Annotated in this window: 17 protein-coding genes; 14 read left to right on the forward strand and 3 right to left on the reverse strand. The window is 70.7% G+C overall.

Annotated features, from left to right (window positions below):
• Positions 1-27 precede the first annotated feature (27 nt).
• Positions 28-399, reverse strand: coding sequence for a hypothetical protein (locus ACGFYU_RS16045; RefSeq protein ID WP_393827889.1), 372 nt, complete (start codon positions 397-399; stop codon positions 28-30).
• A 136-nt stretch (positions 400-535) separates the two neighbouring features.
• On the opposite strand from ACGFYU_RS16045, the gene ACGFYU_RS16050 reads away from it, so the two are divergent.
• Positions 536-1,444: a DMT family transporter gene (locus tag ACGFYU_RS16050; RefSeq protein WP_393827890.1), complete on the forward strand. Its 909-nt coding sequence runs from the start codon at positions 536-538 to the stop codon at positions 1,442-1,444.
• Positions 1,445-1,496: 52 nt separating this feature from the next.
• Positions 1,497-2,684: a cytochrome P450 gene (locus ACGFYU_RS16055; protein WP_393827891.1), complete on the forward strand. Its 1,188-nt coding sequence runs from the start codon at positions 1,497-1,499 to the stop codon at positions 2,682-2,684.
• Between the two features lie 16 nt (positions 2,685-2,700).
• Here the strand turns inward: ACGFYU_RS16055 and ACGFYU_RS16060 are convergent, their stop codons facing one another.
• Positions 2,701-3,705 carry a Gfo/Idh/MocA family oxidoreductase gene (locus ACGFYU_RS16060; protein ID WP_393827892.1) on the reverse strand — a complete coding sequence of 335 codons (1,005 nt, stop codon included), beginning with the start codon at positions 3,703-3,705 and terminating at the stop codon, positions 2,701-2,703.
• Positions 3,706-3,889: 184 nt separating this feature from the next.
• On the opposite strand from ACGFYU_RS16060, the gene ACGFYU_RS16065 reads away from it, so the two are divergent.
• The 12 genes from ACGFYU_RS16065 to ACGFYU_RS16120 all read left to right on the forward strand — a co-directional run bounded on the left by ACGFYU_RS16065 (position 3,890) and on the right by ACGFYU_RS16120 (position 13,995).
• Positions 3,890-4,870 carry a substrate-binding domain-containing protein gene (locus tag ACGFYU_RS16065; protein ID WP_393827893.1) on the forward strand — a complete coding sequence of 327 codons (981 nt, stop codon included), beginning with the start codon at positions 3,890-3,892 and terminating at the stop codon, positions 4,868-4,870.
• On the forward strand, positions 4,867-5,898 hold the full coding sequence (locus ACGFYU_RS16070) for an ABC transporter permease (protein ID WP_393827894.1): 1,032 nt from the start codon (positions 4,867-4,869) through the stop codon (positions 5,896-5,898). The genes ACGFYU_RS16065 and ACGFYU_RS16070 overlap by 4 nt, the downstream gene beginning before the upstream one ends.
• Positions 5,895-6,743 carry an ATP-binding cassette domain-containing protein gene (locus ACGFYU_RS16075; protein WP_393827895.1) on the forward strand — a complete coding sequence of 283 codons (849 nt, stop codon included), beginning with the start codon at positions 5,895-5,897 and terminating at the stop codon, positions 6,741-6,743. The genes ACGFYU_RS16070 and ACGFYU_RS16075 overlap by 4 nt, the downstream gene beginning before the upstream one ends.
• A 23-nt stretch (positions 6,744-6,766) precedes the next feature.
• Complete coding sequence (locus ACGFYU_RS16080; protein ID WP_393827896.1) at positions 6,767-7,945, forward strand: ROK family glucokinase; 1,179 nt, start codon at positions 6,767-6,769, stop codon at positions 7,943-7,945.
• Positions 7,942-8,538, forward strand: coding sequence for a hypothetical protein (locus ACGFYU_RS16085; protein WP_393827897.1), 597 nt, complete (start codon positions 7,942-7,944; stop codon positions 8,536-8,538). Before ACGFYU_RS16080 ends, ACGFYU_RS16085 begins: the two co-directional genes overlap by 4 nt.
• A 190-nt stretch (positions 8,539-8,728) precedes the next feature.
• Complete coding sequence (locus ACGFYU_RS16090) at positions 8,729-9,361, forward strand: MBL fold metallo-hydrolase (protein ID WP_393827898.1); 633 nt, start codon at positions 8,729-8,731, stop codon at positions 9,359-9,361.
• Between the two features lie 30 nt (positions 9,362-9,391).
• Positions 9,392-10,177, forward strand: coding sequence for an exodeoxyribonuclease III (locus tag ACGFYU_RS16095; protein ID WP_393827899.1), 786 nt, complete (start codon positions 9,392-9,394; stop codon positions 10,175-10,177).
• 67 nt (positions 10,178-10,244) lie between these two features.
• Positions 10,245-10,685, forward strand: coding sequence for a DUF6278 family protein (locus ACGFYU_RS16100; protein WP_393827900.1), 441 nt, complete (start codon positions 10,245-10,247; stop codon positions 10,683-10,685).
• Between the two features lie 109 nt (positions 10,686-10,794).
• The gene (locus tag ACGFYU_RS16105; RefSeq protein WP_393828039.1) at positions 10,795-11,538 is read left to right on the forward strand and encodes an amino acid ABC transporter ATP-binding protein; all 744 of its coding nucleotides are present in this window, start codon (positions 10,795-10,797) and stop codon (positions 11,536-11,538) included.
• 12 nt (positions 11,539-11,550) lie between these two features.
• Positions 11,551-12,456 (forward strand): glutamate ABC transporter substrate-binding protein, encoded by a 906-nt coding sequence (locus ACGFYU_RS16110; protein ID WP_393827901.1) that lies wholly within the window; start codon positions 11,551-11,553, stop codon positions 12,454-12,456.
• Positions 12,457-12,472: 16 nt separating this feature from the next.
• Positions 12,473-13,117 (forward strand): amino acid ABC transporter permease, encoded by a 645-nt coding sequence (locus tag ACGFYU_RS16115; RefSeq protein WP_393827902.1) that lies wholly within the window; start codon positions 12,473-12,475, stop codon positions 13,115-13,117.
• Positions 13,114-13,995, forward strand: coding sequence for an amino acid ABC transporter permease (locus ACGFYU_RS16120; protein WP_393827903.1), 882 nt, complete (start codon positions 13,114-13,116; stop codon positions 13,993-13,995). The genes ACGFYU_RS16115 and ACGFYU_RS16120 overlap by 4 nt, the downstream gene beginning before the upstream one ends.
• A gap of 37 nt (positions 13,996-14,032) precedes the next feature.
• On the opposite strand, the gene ACGFYU_RS16125 is transcribed toward ACGFYU_RS16120, so the two are convergent.
• Positions 14,033-15,619, reverse strand: a complete 1,587-nt coding sequence (locus ACGFYU_RS16125; protein ID WP_393827904.1) for a CocE/NonD family hydrolase — start codon at positions 15,617-15,619, stop codon at positions 14,033-14,035.
• Positions 15,620-15,697 lie beyond the last annotated feature (78 nt).

Raw genomic sequence — 15,697 nt, forward strand, 5'->3', positions numbered from 1 at the left:
CCTGACTTCGCGGGCACCTTATCCGGCCTAGCGCGGGTCCAGGGACAGCTGGACCACTCGACCTTCGCGGAGGACGAGGAGGTCCGGGGACTCGTACTCGTAGTGGCGGATGCGGCCCACCGGGCCCGGTGGGCGGATGTGCGGTGCGACCGTCAGGAGGAAGTCCTCCACGTCTGGGAGCTGTTCCTCGTGGATTTCCTGGCGGGCGGTCAGGGCCCAGCCCCCGCGCAGGGACGGGGCGAACTCGCCGACGAGCATGCCCCCGACGCGCCACGCCGGGCCGCGGGCGCCCAGCAGGCCGGCGTCCGGCGCGAGCTGGCGCCGGATCTCGGCGAGGACGGCCTCCGGGGTGCCCTCGACGAGGTCGAAGGCGAGGTCCAGGGCGTAGAGATCAGCCATGTGGCTGATGCTACGGGGATGTGGGGGGGCGCCCGGAATGGGGTCGCCGGGGGAGATCGGCTCCGGTAGCTTGGGCTGAATCCGTGCGAGCCGCCGATGTCTCCACCCCGTGAACCACCGATGGAGACAGACGCCGGTGACTGCCCTCTCGCCCGCCCTCGCCGCTCCCCGCCGTACCTGGCTCGCCGACCTGCCCGTCCTGGGCGTCGCTGTTGTGTGGGGTGGGAGCTATCTCGCCGCCAAGGGGATCACCGCCACGCACACCGTCGTTGCCGTTCTCGTGTTGAGGTTCGGGCTTGTGTTGCCCGTGCTCGTCGCCGCCGGGTGGGCGCGGCTGCGGGCGCTGAGTGCGGCTCAGCTGCGTGGGGCCGGGGTGCTGGGGCTCGTGCTCGGTGGGATCTTCCTGCTGGAGACCTACGGGGTCGTGCACACGTCCGCCACCAATGCCGGGTTGATTATCAGTTTGACCATGATTTTTACGCCGCTGGCTGAGGGCGTTGTGCGGCGTCAGGCGCCCTCCGGGGCATTTCTCGCCGCCGCTGCCCTGTCCGTTGGGGGAGTGGTGCTGCTGACGCAGGGGGGTGGGTTCACCGCGCCCAGCCTCGGTGACCTGCTGATTCTCGGGGCCGCCCTCGCCCGGACCCTGCACGTGCTGCTCATGGCGCGGATCAAGGCCGTGCAGGACGCCGACTCGCTGTCGCTGACCACCGTGCAGTTGGGGAGTGCGGTGATCGTGTTCGTCCTGCTGGCCTCCGTGCCCGGGACCGGGGACAGTCCCTGGGCCGTCGCCGCCGACTTCGGGGTGGGTGAGTGGGCGGGGCTGGCCTTCCTGTCCGTTTTCTGCACGCTCTTTGCCTTCTTCGTGCAGATGTGGGCCGTGCGGCGGACCTCGCCCTCCCGCGTCAGCCTGCTGCTCGGCACCGAGCCGCTCTGGGCGGCGGCCGCCGGTATCGCCATCGGCGGCGAGCGGCTCGGAGTACTCGGCCTCGCGGGCGTGGTCCTCGTGCTGGCCGGGACCGCGTGGGGGCGCCGCGCCGCCGCCTGATTGTCCGAAACGGGGCCCTGTTCAAGGTCAACTCCGGGCCTACGCTGCCCCCATGCCCGTTCTGGACCTCAGCAACCTCGCCGATGACTTCAATGAGAATCCGTACCCGCATTACGCGCGGTTGCGGGCCAGCGGCCCCGTTCACCGGGTGAAGACCGCCGACGGGGAGAAGATCTGGCTGATCGTCGGCCACGACGAGGCCCGGCAGGCCCTCGCCCACCCTGATGTTTCCAAGAACTGGCAGATCGCCGGCCTCTACGCGGACCGCACGACCACCAGCGTCAGCACCAACATGCTGCGATCCGACCCGCCCCACCACACCCGGCTGCGCCGACTGGTGGCCCGCGAGTTCACCTCCCGCCGGGTCGACGCCCTTCGCCCGCGCGTGCAAGAGGTGACGGACGAGCTGCTGGAGGTCATGGCCGGGGCCCCCGGGCGGCGCGCCGATCTGATCCAGGACTTCGCCGTGCCGCTGCCGATGACCGTCATCTGCGAGCTCCTCGGCGTCCCCGACCTCGAACGCGGCACCTTTCGTCACTGGTCCACCGAGATCGTTGCGCCCACCAGCAAAGAAGCAGAAGCCGCCGCCCTGCGCGCCATGTCCGGCTACCTCGCCGAGCTCGTCGAGGCCAAGGCCGAATCCCCCGGGGACGACCTGCTCAGCGCCCTCATCCGGACCCGCGACGAGGACGGCGACCGGCTTTCCCCGGAGGAGCTGGTCGGCATGGCCTTCCTGCTCCTCGTCGCCGGACACGAGACCACCGTCAATCTCATCGGCAACGGCGTACGGGCCCTGCTCGCCCACCCCGACCAGCTGGCGGCCCTGCGCGCCGACCCGGACGGGCTCATCGACGGCGCCGTGGAGGAGATGCTCCGCTACGACGGCCCGCTGGAGAGCGCCACCTTCCGGTTCGCCAGCGCCGACCTCGAGATCGGCGGCACCTTCATCGAGGAGGGCTCCGCCGTCCTCGTCGCCCTCGCCGCGGCCGACCGGGACCCGGCGCGGTTCGAACGCCCCGATGTCTTCGACATCCGCCGCACCGGCCAGAACCACATGGCCTTCGGCCACGGGATCCACTTCTGCCTCGGTGCCCCGCTCGCCCGGATGGAGGGCCGCATCGCGATCCGAGCCCTGCTGGAACGTTTCCCCCGCCTGTACGAGGACCCCGACGCGGGACCCCGCGAGTGGATCCCCGGCACCCTGATCCGGGGTGTCAAGCGGCTACCGGTCCGCTGGTAGCCCCGCCATGGCCGCCTCAGACGTCCGGCAGCTCCGCCAGCAGCACCCGCCGCCGCTCCCGCCGCGACAGCTCGCACGCCTCCGCGATCCGGAGCGCGGCGAGCGCCTCGCGCCCGTCGCAGGGGTTGGCCCCCTCGCCGCGCACCAGCCGGACGAAGGCCGCCAGCTCCGCCTCGTACGCCGCGGCGAACCGCTCCAGGAACCCCGTCCACGGCTTGCTCGCCGGGGGCGGACCGTGCGGTTCCGTCGAGGCGATCGGCGTACGGTCGTCCAGCCCGGCGGACACCTGGTCCAGCTCACCGGCCAGCTCCATCCGCACGTCGTAGCCGGCGCCGTTGCACCGGGTCCCGGTACAGGTGACCAGGGTCCCGTCGTCCAGGATCAGCACGGCCGCCGCCGTGTCGATGTCGCCCGTCTCCCGGAACCGCGCAGGACCGGCGTCCGACCCGGCCGCGTACACCTCCGCCACCTCGTGCCCGGTCACCCAGCGCACCATGTCGAAGTCGTGCACCAGGCAGTCCCGGTACAGCCCGCCGGAGGTGGCCAGGTACTCGGCGGTCGGCGGCGCCGGATCGGCCGTCATCGTCCGTACGGTGTGCAGCCGGCCCAGGGCGCCCGAATGGACCAGCTCGCGGGCCGTGCGGTAGCCCGCGTCGAAGCGGCGCATGAAGCCCACCTGGAGCAGTCCGCCGCCGTCCTCCACCTCCCGCAGCACGGCCAGCGAGCGGGCCAGGTCCGGGGCCACCGGCTTCTCGCAGAACACCGGCAGCCCGCCCCGTACCGCCCGTACGACCAGCTCGGCGTGCCCCTCGGTCGCGCAGGTCACGACCACCGCGTCCACGCCCCAGGTGAAGACCTGGTCCACGGAGGGCGCGGCGGTGGCCCCGAGCCGGTCGGCCAGGCGCGCCGCCCGCGCGGGGTCGGCGTCCGCGAGCAGGAGCGAGCCCGCCTCCGGGTGGCGGGCCAGCGCCGCCGCGTGGAAGGAGCCGATCCGGCCCGTTCCGATGAGCCCGATGCGCATGCACTCAACGTGACCCCGTACGGGGGACCTGTCAATCTGCCCGCGCATGCCCCGATGGCCCTCCATGGTCCACTGTGGCGGATACTGGGCGGCTGGAACCGGAATGACCGTTTGATGACGGACGACACGGACGAGGGAAGGGCGGCGCGGCGACGTGGCTAGGGTTCGGACAGGGGTACGGGTCGTGGGCGCCGTGCTCGCGGCGGTACTGGGGGCCTCGCTCGCGGGCTGCAGCAGTACGGGCGGCAAGCGCGCCGAGGACCGGGCGAAGGCCGAGGCGGCAGGCCGGCCCGCCGTGTCGACCCCGCGCTGGACCTTCGCGATGGTCACCCACGCGGGCGACGGCGACACCTTCTGGGACATCGTCCAGAAGGGCGCCAAGGAGGCCGCGGCGAAGGACAACATCAACTTCGTCTACGCCCACGACGACCAGGCGCAGCAGCAGGCCCAGTTCGTGCAGAACGCCATCGACCAGAAGGTCGACGGGATCGTCGTCAGCCTCGCCAAGCCGGAGGCCCTCAAGGACGTCATCGCCAAGGCCGTCAAGGCCGGCATCCCGGTGGTCACGGTCAACTCCGGATCCGCCCAGTCGGCCGAGTACGGGGCGCTGACCCACATCGGCCAGGACGAGCAGATCGCGGGCGAGGCCGTCGGCACCGAGCTGAGCAGGCGCGGCCGCAAGAAGGCCGTCTGCGTCCTGCACGAGCAGGGCAACGTCGGTCACGAGCAGCGCTGCGCGGGCGCCAAGAAGACCTTCGCCGGCACGATGGAGAACTTGTACGTCGAGGGCACCAACATGCCCTCCGTCCAGGCGGCCATCCAGGCCAAGCTCCAGGCGGACCCCTCCGTCGACGCGATCCTCACCCTGGGCGCGCCCTTCGCCCCGACCGCGATCAAGGCCAAGGACGCGGCCGCGAGCAAGGCCGAGGTGGACACCTTCGACCTCAACGAATCCGTCGCCCGCGACCTGAAGTCCGGCGCCCTCGGCTTCGCCGTCGACCAGCAGCCCTACCTCCAGGGCTACGAGGCCGTCGACCTGCTCTGGCTCTACCGCTACAACGCGGACGTGCTCGGCGGCGGCCGCCCGGTCCTCACCGGACCGCAGATCGTCACCGGCGCCGAAGCCGCCAAGCTGGAGGAGTTCATCAAGCGGGGCAGCCGATGAGCACGGCGACCACCGCGGACGAACGGCTGGCGCCCACCCACGTGATCCGCCGGCTGCTGGGCCGCCCCGAGCTCGGCGCGGTCGTCGGCGCGGCCGCCGTCTTCGTCTTCTTCTCCTTCGCCGCCGACAGCTTCCTGCGGGCCTCCAGCCTCAGCACGATCCTGTACTCGGCCTCCACCATCGGGATCATGGCCGTCCCGGTGGCGCTGCTGATGATCGGCGGCGAGTTCGACCTCTCCGCCGGTGTCATGGTCACCACCTCGGCACTGCTGAGCTCGATGTTCAGCTACCAGATGACCGCCAACGTCTGGGTCGGCGTCCTGGTCTCCCTGGCCGTCACCCTGGCCGTCGGCTTCTTCAATGGCTTCATGCTGACCCGCACCAAGCTGCCGAGCTTCATCATCACGCTCGGCACCTTCCTGATGCTGACCGGCCTGAACCTCGGCTTCACCAAGCTGATCAGCGGATCGGTCTCCACCAAGACCATCGCCGACATGGAGGGCTTCCCCTCCGCCCGCGCGCTCTTCGCCTCGCAGTGGAACGTCGGCTCGGTCACCCTCAAGGTCACCATCCTGTGGTGGCTGGCCCTGGTGGCCGTCGCCACCTGGATCCTGCTGCGCACCCGCGCCGGGAACTGGATCTTCGCCGTGGGCGGCGGGGCCGACGCGGCCCGCGCGACCGGCGTGCCCGTCGTGAAGACCCGCATCGGCCTCTACATGGGCGTCGCCCTGTGCGCCTGGATCTCCGGACAGCACATCCTCTTCTCGTTCGACGTGGTCCAGTCGGGCGAGGGCGTCGGCAACGAGTTCCTCTACATCATCGCGGCCGTCATCGGCGGCTGCCTGATGACCGGCGGCTACGGCTCCGCCATCGGCTCGGCGGTCGGCGCCTTCATCTTCGGCATGACCAGCAACGGCATCGTCTACGCCCAGTGGAACCCGGACTGGTTCAAGTTCTTCCTCGGCGCGATGCTGCTGCTCGCGACGCTGCTCAACGCGTGGGTCCGCAAGCGGGCGGAGGAGAAGTGAGCACCGCACTCGTGAAGCTGACCGAGGTCAGCAAGTACTACGGCAACATCCGCGCGCTCCAGGGGGTCTCCCTGGAGGTGTCGGCCGGCGAGATCACCTGCGTCCTCGGCGACAACGGCGCCGGCAAGTCCACCCTCATCAAGATCATCGCGGGGCTGCACCGGCACGACGCCGGCTCCTTCGAGATCGAGGGGGAGGAGACCGTGCTCGCCAACCCGCGCGCGGCCCTCGACCGCGGCATCGCCACCGTCTACCAGGACCTGGCCGTCGTCCCCCTGATGCCGGTCTGGCGCAACTTCTTCCTCGGCTCCGAGCCCACCAAGGGCCGCGGCCCCTTCCGCCGCCTCGACGTGGAGTCCATGCGCGAGACCACCCGCGCCGAGCTGCTGCGCATGGGCATCGACCTGCGCGACGTCGACCAGCCCATCGGCACCCTCTCCGGCGGCGAGCGGCAGTGCGTGGCCATCGCCCGCGCCGTCCACTTCGGCGCGAAGGTCCTCGTACTCGACGAACCCACCGCCGCCCTCGGCGTCAAGCAGTCCGGCGTCGTCCTCAAGTACGTCGCCGCCGCCCGCGACGCCGGCCTCGGGGTGGTTCTGATCACCCACAACCCGCACCACGCCCACCTGGTCGGGGACCGCTTCGTCCTCCTCAAGCGCGGCACCATGGCGGGCAGCCACACCCGCGACTCGATCAGCCTCGACGAGCTCACCCGCCAGATGGCGGGCGGCTCGGAGCTGGAGGAACTGAGCCACGAACTGGAGCGGGTGGCAGAATCGGGCCAGGGCCCCGCCGCAGGCGGGCGCGCGCCCCGCGGCGACGACGCCGCGCCGGGCACGGCATGAGCAAGAGAGACGACGGCACACCGATGAGCAGCACCTACCGGGGGTTCACGCCGCCGCGCCGCGGCTCGGCGCGGGCCACTGTGCTGCGCACGGTCGGCACGCGCGAGCGGAGGTCGCACCTGACCGCCCCGCGCGTCCCGACCGTCGGCATCGACATCGGCGGCACCAAGGTGATGGCCGGCGTCGTCGACGCCGACGGCATCATCCTGGAGAAGATCCGTACCGAGACCCCGGACAAGTCCAAGAGCCCCAAGGTCGTCGAGGACACCATCGTCGAGCTGGTCCTGGACCTCTCCGACCGGCACGACGTGCACGCGGTGGGCATCGGCGCGGCCGGCTGGGTGGACGCCGACCGCTCGCGCGTCCTGTTCGCCCCGCACCTGGCCTGGCGGGACGAGCCGCTGCGTGACGCCCTCCAGTCCCGGCTCGCGGTCCCGGTCATGGTCGACAACGATGCCAACACCGCCGCCTGGGCCGAATGGCGCTTCGGCGCCGGCCGCGGCGAGGACCACCTCGTCATGATCACGCTGGGCACCGGCATCGGGGGGGCCATCCTCGAAGGCGGCCAGGTCAAGCGCGGCCGGTACGGGGTCGCCGGCGAGTTCGGCCACATGCAGGTCGTCCCGGGCGGGCACCGCTGCCCCTGCGGCAACCGCGGCTGCTGGGAGCAGTACAGCTCCGGCAACGCCCTGGTCCGCGAGGCCCGCGAGCTGGCCGCCGCCGACTCCCCGGTCGCGTACAACATCATCGCCAGGGTGGGCGGCAACGTCTCGGAGATCACCGGGCCGCTCATCACCGAGCTGGCCCGCGAGGGCGACGCGATGTGCGTGGAGCTGCTCCAGGACATCGGCCAGTGGCTCGGCGTCGGCATCGCCAACCTCGCCGCCGCCCTCGACCCCTCCTGCTTCGTCATCGGCGGCGGGGTCAGCGCCGCCGACGACCTGCTGATCGGCCCGGCCCGGGAGGCCTTCCGCCGCCACCTCACCGGCCGCGGCTACCGCCCCGAGGCCCGGATCGCGAAGGCCCAGCTCGGCCCGGAGGCGGGTATGGTCGGAGCGGCCGACCTCGCCCGACTGGTCGCCCGCCGCTTCCGCCGCGCCACCCGCCGCCGCGTGGAGCGCTACGAACGGTACGAGCGCTACGCGCAGCAGCTGGGCCGGCGCGACACCACCGGCCCCGAGGACCAGGAACCGAAAGCGTGACACCCCCGCCCACCCTGCCCCGCCAGGCCTCCGCCCCCGACGAGGGCGGCACGCCGCGGCCCACCGCCGAGGACCGCAGGCACGTCGTCAAGCGCCGCTGGATCACCGCGATCATCATCGTGCTGCTGATCGGCGTACCCGCGGGCTACCTGGCGATCTCCACCCAGCAGAGCCGCGAGAGCGGCCGCGACAAGGCCGCGAAGATCGGTGCCACCAAGGTGCGCCCCGGCTGGCCCTCGAAGGTGCAGCGCAGCATCTACGAGGTCCCCATCCCGGACAAGGCCTGGCGGGTCGGGTTCCTGGAGACCAACAACTGGCGCACCAGCCGGCTGTTCACCGCCTTTGCGGTCACCCCGGCGGACCTGGACCTCTTCCTCGCCTCCGTCGGCACCAGCCGGGCCGCGCTGAACCCCGGCGAGGTCGCGATCTCCCCGCACGACGCCGAGGTCGCGGGCTGGAGCTGGAGCCCGAAGGCCACCTGGTACGGGATCACCCTGGAGCAGCCGGACCCGCGCCCCACCCGGGACATCACGGTCGACATGACGGATCCGGAGCACCCCAGGGTCTACGTGGTGTCCACGACGACCCCGTGACACCGGCCTCCGGGTCTAGCGGTCTCGGGGAATTGGGGCACGTCCCCGCGTCGTCCGGCACGGCACCTCGCCGCGTTGTCGCAGCACCCAAGTACGTCCAGTACAAGGGCACTGCTCCGCCTTGCGATGCACCGCACCGGACGACGCGGAAACGCACCCCACTTCCCCGAGACCGCTTAGCCTGGGGATCATGAAGCTCACCAAGCGACTGCACTCCTGCGTCCAGCTGGAGAAGGGCGGGCGCACGCTCGTCATCGACCCGGGCGCCTTCAGCGAACAGGACGCGGGCCTCGGGGCGGACGCCCTGCTGGTCACGCACGAACACCCCGACCACTTCGAGGAGGGCCGGCTGCGGGCCGCCCTCGACGCGAATCCGGCGGCCGAGCTGTGGACCCTGCGCAGCGTCGCGGAGAAGCTGGCCCCCGCCTATCCGGGCCGGGTGCACACCGTGGGCCACGGGGACACCTTCACCGCCGCCGGGTTCGAGGTCCAGGTGCACGGCGAACTGCACGCCGTGATCCACCCGGACATCCCGCGGATCACCAATGTCGGCTACCTGGTGGACGCTTCGCTCTTCCACCCCGGGGACGCCCTGACCGTGCCCGGGGCGGAGGTGGAGACGCTGATGCTCCCGGTGCACGCGCCATGGAACAAGATCGCCGAAGTGATCGACTACGTCCGTGAGGTCAAGCCGCGCCAGACCCTCGCCATCCACGACGCGGGCCTGACCGACCTGGCGCTGCCGATCTACGCCACCCAGATCGGGAACCTCGGCGGCGCCGAGTACGGCCGACTCACCGCAGGGGACTCCACAGAACTGTGACTGTCGGTGCCGGGCGGTAGGTTGGGACGCATGCGTATCGCCACGTTCAACGTCAACTCCATCACCGCCCGGCTGCCCCGCCTGCTGGCCTGGCTGGAGAGCTCCGGTACGGATGTCCTGTGCATCCAGGAGACCAAGTGCTCCGCCGAGCAGTTCCCGCACGCCGAGCTGCGCGAGCTGGGCTACGAGTCGGCCGTCAACGCCACCGGCCGGTGGAACGGCGTGGCCCTGATCTCCAAGGTCGGCCTGGACGACGTGGTCGTGGGGCTGCCCGGCGGGCCCCTCTACGAGGAGGTCGACGAGCCCCGCGCGATCTCCGCCACCTGCGGCGGGGTCCGCCTCTGGTCGGTGTACGTGCCCAACGGCCGCGAGGTCGAGCACGACCACTACGGCTACAAGCTGGACTGGTTCCGGGCCCTGACCACCGCCGTCGCCGAGGACGCGGCCGGCCCCCGCCCCTTCGCCGTGCTCGGCGACTACAACGTGGCCCCGACCGACGAGGACGTCTACGACCCCGCGGTCTTCGAGGGCCTCACCCACGTCACCCCGGCCGAGCGGGCCGCCCTGGAGGCGCTGCGGGCCGCCGGGCTCTCCGATGTGGTGCCGCGCCCCCTCAAGTACGACCGCCCGTACACGTACTGGGACTACCGCCAGCTCGCCTTCCCCAAGAACCGGGGCATGCGCATCGACCTGGTGTACGGGAACGAGCCCTTCGCCAAGGCCGTCACCGACGCGTACGTCGACCGCGAGGAGCGCAAGGGCAAGGGCGCCTCCGACCACGCACCGGTCGTCGTGGACCTGGCGCTCGACAGCTAGGGCTCAGTGGATTCCGCCCAGGCGCGCCCTGTGGCCAGCGGCGGATCCTGGTGCGACGCTGGGCGGTATGAACATCCCTTTCCTGGACAACTGGCTGAACCGGCATGAATCGGAACAGGGCGCGGGTCTCGCCGCCGCCCTCGCGGACGATCCCGAGGGCGTTGCCGAGTTGTTCTCGGAGTGCGAGATGCTGCGCGTCCAGGCGAGGCAGGCCGGGCTCGAACTCGACGAGAGCCAGGCCTCGTTGGAGGCGCTCGACCAGCTGATGCCGCGCTGGCGGCGGGATCCCGAGATCGTGCCGTGGCTCGGCAACGACGCGGGCTTCTACCTCGGGACCGTGATCATCCGGACCATCCCGGGCGCCGGCTGGCAGGTCTGGCCCAACGGCCAGCCGGTGATCCGGCTGGCCTCCGGCCGGGAGCTGAACGTGATCGAATCGGGGGTTTCCTGGGCGATGACCGGCTCCCCCGAGCTCAGCCAGGCCTACGCCGAGGCCTCGGAGGGCTGACCCGATCCGGGCTTTATGTCCCCTTTAGGCGTGTCGAGGTGAAGTGCCCTTCCAGGGCTGGATAGTTTGCGCTGACCTCGACACCGACAAGTGGGCAGGGCAGCGCATGGTGGCCGTCGATCCGTTGATCGAGCTGCGGGACGTCAACAAGCACTTCGGACAGCTGCACGTACTACAGGACATCAACCTCACCGTCGGCCGCGGGGAGGTGGTGGTGATCATCGGCCCCTCCGGCTCGGGGAAATCCACCCTGTGCCGGGCCATCAACCGGCTGGAGACCGTCGAGTCCGGCACCATCCTCCTCGACGGACAGCCGCTGCCCGCCGAGGGCAAGGAGCTGGCCCACCTGCGCGCCGAGGTCGGGATGGTCTTCCAGTCCTTCAACCTCTTCGCGCACAAGACCGTCCTCGCCAACATCTCCCTCTCGCAGATCAAGGTCCGCAAGCGCCGCAGGGAGGAGGCGGACAAGCGCTCCCGCGAGCTCCTGGACCGCGTCGGCCTCGCCGACCAGGCCGAGAAGTACCCCGCCCAGCTCTCCGGCGGCCAGCAGCAGCGCGTCGCCATCGCCCGCGCCCTCGCCATGAACCCCAAGGCCCTGCTCTTCGACGAGCCCACCTCCGCGCTCGACCCGGAGATGATCAACGAGGTGCTGGAGGTCATGCAGCAGCTCGCCAGGGAGGGCATGACCATGGTCGTGGTCACCCACGAGATGGGCTTCGCCCGCTCCGCCGCCAACCGCGTCGTCTTCATGGCCGACGGGAAGATCGTCGAGGACCGGACCCCGGAGGAGTTCTTCACCGCCCCCGAGAGCGCGCGGGCCAGGGACTTCCTCTCCAAGATCCTCAAGCACTGAGGGGCCCGGCCGATGAGACACCTGCGCGCGCTCGCGCTCCTCGCGGTCCTGCTCGCCGCCGCCACCGGCTGCGGCAGGTCCGGCAGCCCCCCGGTCAAGGGACCACAGCCCGAGGACCTGCCCACGTACAAGGTCGACACCGCCTTCCGGCTGCCCGACTCCCGCACCTGGGAGAAGGCCCGCAAGCGCGGCCACCTCGTGGTCGGCGCCAAGGAGGACCAGCCGTACCTGGGGGAGAAGGACCCCGCGGGCGGCGGCTACTCCGGCTTCGACATCGAGATCGCCAGGATGATGTCGGCCTCGCTCGGCTTCGACCCCAAGACGATCGTGTTCCGGACGATCGCCTCCGCCAACCGCGAGACGGCCCTGCAGAACGGCCAGATCGACTACTACGTCGGCACCTACACGATCAACGACAACCGCAAGAAGCAGGTCGGCTTCGCCGGCCCCTACTTCATGGCCGGCCAGTCCCTCCTGGTCCGCAGGAACGAGAAGGACATCAAGGGCCCCGAGGACCTCGCGGGCAAGAAGGTCTGCTCGGCCGCCGGCTCCACCCCGTACCAGCGGCTCCAGAGGGAGTTCCCCAAGGCCGTCCTCGTCGCCTACGACACCTACTCGGTCTGCGTGGACAACCTGCTCACCTACCAGGTCGACGCCGTCTCCACCGACGACTCCATCCTCCTCGGCTACGCCGCCAAGGTCCCCGAGGAACTCAAGGTGGTCGGCAGGCCCTTCTCCAAGGAGCCCTACGGCATCGGCGTCCCGCGCGGCGACAACGCCCTGCGCTTCGCGCTCGACGACGCCCTGGAGGAGAACGAGAGGAACGGCAACTGGAAGAAGGCCTACGAGGCCACGCTCGGCCTGTCCGGCGTGCCCGCCCCCGCTCCGCCGCCCATCGACCGCTACCCGGCGGGCTGAGGGAGAGGACACCGCCATGGACGTGCTCACCAAGAACTTCTCGCTCTACGGGAAGGGGTTCCTCGGCACCGTCGAGCTGACCGTCTACGCCTCCCTCCTCGCCCTGGTCCTCGGCTTCGTCATGGCCTCCTTCCGCGTCGCGCCCGTCGGCTCCTTCCGGGTCTTCGGCACGGTCTGGGTCACCGTCCTGCGCAACACCCCGCTCACCCTGCTCTTCTTCGCCGTCCTGCTGGGCCTGCCCCGTTTCGGCCTGGTCCTGCCCTTCCAGCTCTTCGCCGTCCTCGCGCTCGGCTGCTACACGTCCGCCTTCATCTGCGAGGCCCTGCGCTCGGGCATCAACACCGTGCCCAAGGGCCAGGGCGAGGCGGCCCGGAGCCTCGGCATGTCCTTCGGCCAGACGCTCGGCGCGGTGGTCCTGCCCCAGGCCTTCCGCTCCGTCATCCCGCCCATCGGCTCCACCCTGATCGCGCTCGCCAAGAACTCCGCGATCGCGGGCGCCTTCAGCGTCACCGAGCTGCTGGGCACCTACAAGACCCTCAACGAGCTGGGCTACAGCATCATCTGGACCTTCGTCTGGATCGCCGTCGGCTACCTGATCATCACCCTGTCCATCAGCGCGCTCTTCAACGTGCTGGAGAAGCGCTTCGGAGTCGCCCGATGACCGCGCACGCGCTCCACGGGGACATGGAGTCCACCGCCCTCTACGACATCCCGGGCCCCCAGGCCCAGCGCCGGCACTTCCTCTACGGGATCCTGTCGACCGTGGTGATCCTCGGCCTGCTGGCCTGGATCCTCTACCTGCTCTTCGACACCCACCAGTTCACCGCCGCCAAGTGGAGCCCCTTCACCTACGAGGGCATCCAGGAGCTGCTGCTCAAGGGCCTGTGGAACACCCTCAAGGCCTTCGCCTACGCCTCGGTGCTCTCGCTCGTGCTCGGCGCGGTGCTCGCCACCGGCAGGCTCTCGGTCCACCGGCCGGTGCGCTGGCTGGCGACGCTGTGCGTGGAGTTCTTCCGGGCCATGCCGGTCCTGGTGATGATCTTCTTCATCTTCGTCGCCCTGAAGGTCCAGCCGCTGCCCGCTCTGGTGGCGGGGCTGACCCTCTACAACGGCTCGGTGCTCGCGGAGGTCTTCCGTACGGGCATCAACGCGGTGGCCAAGGGCCAGCGCGAGGCCGCGTACGCGCTCGGCATGCGCAAGACGCAGGTGATGACCTTCGTCCTCGCCCCGCAGGCGGTCCGCGCCATGCTGCCCACCATCATCAGCCAGCTGGTGGTGGCCCTGAAGGACACCTCGCTCGGCTACCTGATCACCTACGAGGAGTTCCTGCACGCGGGCAAGCTGATCGCCTCCAACCTCGACTACGACCTGCCCTTCATCCCGGTCGTGATGATCATCTCGCCGATCTACATCGGGATGTGCATGCTGCTGTCCTGGTTCGCGACCTGGGTGGCCCGGCGGGAGCGGCGCAGCCTCAAGACCAAGGCGGTGGAGGTCGCCGCGGCCGAACCGGGAGTGGTGCTGCCGGGCCGGGAGTAGCCCCCGGGGAGCCTTCCCCGCCCGGCAGCAGCCGTGGTCACTGCTCGCGCAGCGGCACCGAGACGTACGAGGGATCGGTGCGCGGCGAGGAGAAGGTCAGCTGCGCGCCGGCGGGGTTGTGCTCGATGTAGAGCGGGTCCACGGTGTCGACGACGAGGGCGAGCCGGTGGCCCGCGGGCACGTCGTAGGCGGTGGAGAAAAGCTCCAGGCCCACGCCGAACGCCCGCCCGGGGGTGCGGTCGTGGAAGGTGTACGGGGCGTTGCTGACGAGCTTGCCGATGCCGAGCGGGCCGACGTCGTAGAGGTAGGCGACGAAGGTGCCGTCGGCCTTCGTGGGCGTGACGGTGGTGTGCAGCTTGGCCGTGCCGCGGACGCGGCGGTCCTCGCCGTAGCGCTCCGACTGCCAGACCGCGGCGAAGGCGCGGGGGAGGAGCGGGATGGAGGCGGCCGGGGGTGCCTTGACGAACTGGTCGAGGACGCTGGAGAGGAAGATGATCCCGCCGTCGGCGCCGGAGTCCACGTTGGCGAAGAGGTGCTCGCTGTCGGAGAGCGCGAGCTTCTCGGTGCCGCCGGAGCCGACCGACTTCCAGTCGGCGTAGCCCTCGTAGCCGTCATTGCTGCGGGACTTGATCTGCACCGGGGCCTCGGTGTCGACGCCGTTGCGCTCGCCCTTGAGGTAGCGGTCGAACCAGCGGTGGGCGTTGGTCCAGGTGTCGTTGGGCAGGCCGAGCAGGCCGGTGCCCTCGGCGGTGGCGTGGTCGCCGGGGCGGAATTCCAGGCGCTTGGGGCCGGTCAGCCTCTCGAAGAACTTCGCGTACTGGTTGGGCGGGAAGATGGTGTCGCCCCAGGCGTTGCCCAGCATGATCGCGGGGCCGTTGGCGTTGATCCGGTCCACCTGTTCGGCGGCCGAGCGCTCCTTGCCCCAGTCGATCATCGCCTGCTCGTTCTCCAGCTTCGAACCGAGGAAGTCGCCGAGGATCTGCTGGAGTTCGGGGCCCGGGCGGCCGGTGAGGTAGCCGGCGGCGCCGAGCATGGCGGCGGCCTGGAGGTGCTGGGTGCGCCCGGAGTAGATGGACTCGATGAGGTCGGCCCAGCCGCTCATCGCGACCACGGCCTTGACGCGCGGGTCGTGCGCGGAGGCCAGCAGGCTGATGCCCGCGCCGTACGAGACGCCGCCGAGGCCGATGCGGTCGGCGTCGGCGGGGGTGTGGGCGAGGGCCCAGTCGATGACGGCGGAGACGTCGGCGACGTCCGGCGGGCCGGCCACCTCGATCTGCCCGCCGGAGAGCCAGAAGCCGCGGGAGGTGTAACCGACCACGACGTAGCCGGAGTCGGCGAGCTTCTTGGCCTGGGCGATGTATTCGATCTGCGGCATGCCCCAGCTGGTGGGCAGCACGATCAGCGGATACTTCCGGCCGGCCTGGGCGCCGGCCGGGGTGAAGACGTTGCCCTTGAGGGTGATGCCTCCGGAGCCGGGGATGTCGTGGAAGCGCAGTTCCGAAGAGGCGTCGGCGGACGCCGTCACGGCGGTGGCGGGAGCCGCCTGGGCCTGGTGGGGGGCCAGGCCCAGGGCGGCTGCCGCCAGGAGGGCTGCCACGGCTGCGGCGGTGGTGGTGCGTTCCATCAATCGCTCCTCGCGTGCGCCGGGTCGTCAAAGTGACCCGACGGTAGCCGCAGAGGATTACCGGAAGTAACCCATGGG

The sequence above is a fragment of the Streptomyces sp. NPDC048337 genome, assembly GCF_043201175.1.
In the GTDB taxonomy this organism is placed as follows: domain Bacteria; phylum Actinomycetota; class Actinomycetes; order Streptomycetales; family Streptomycetaceae; genus Streptomyces.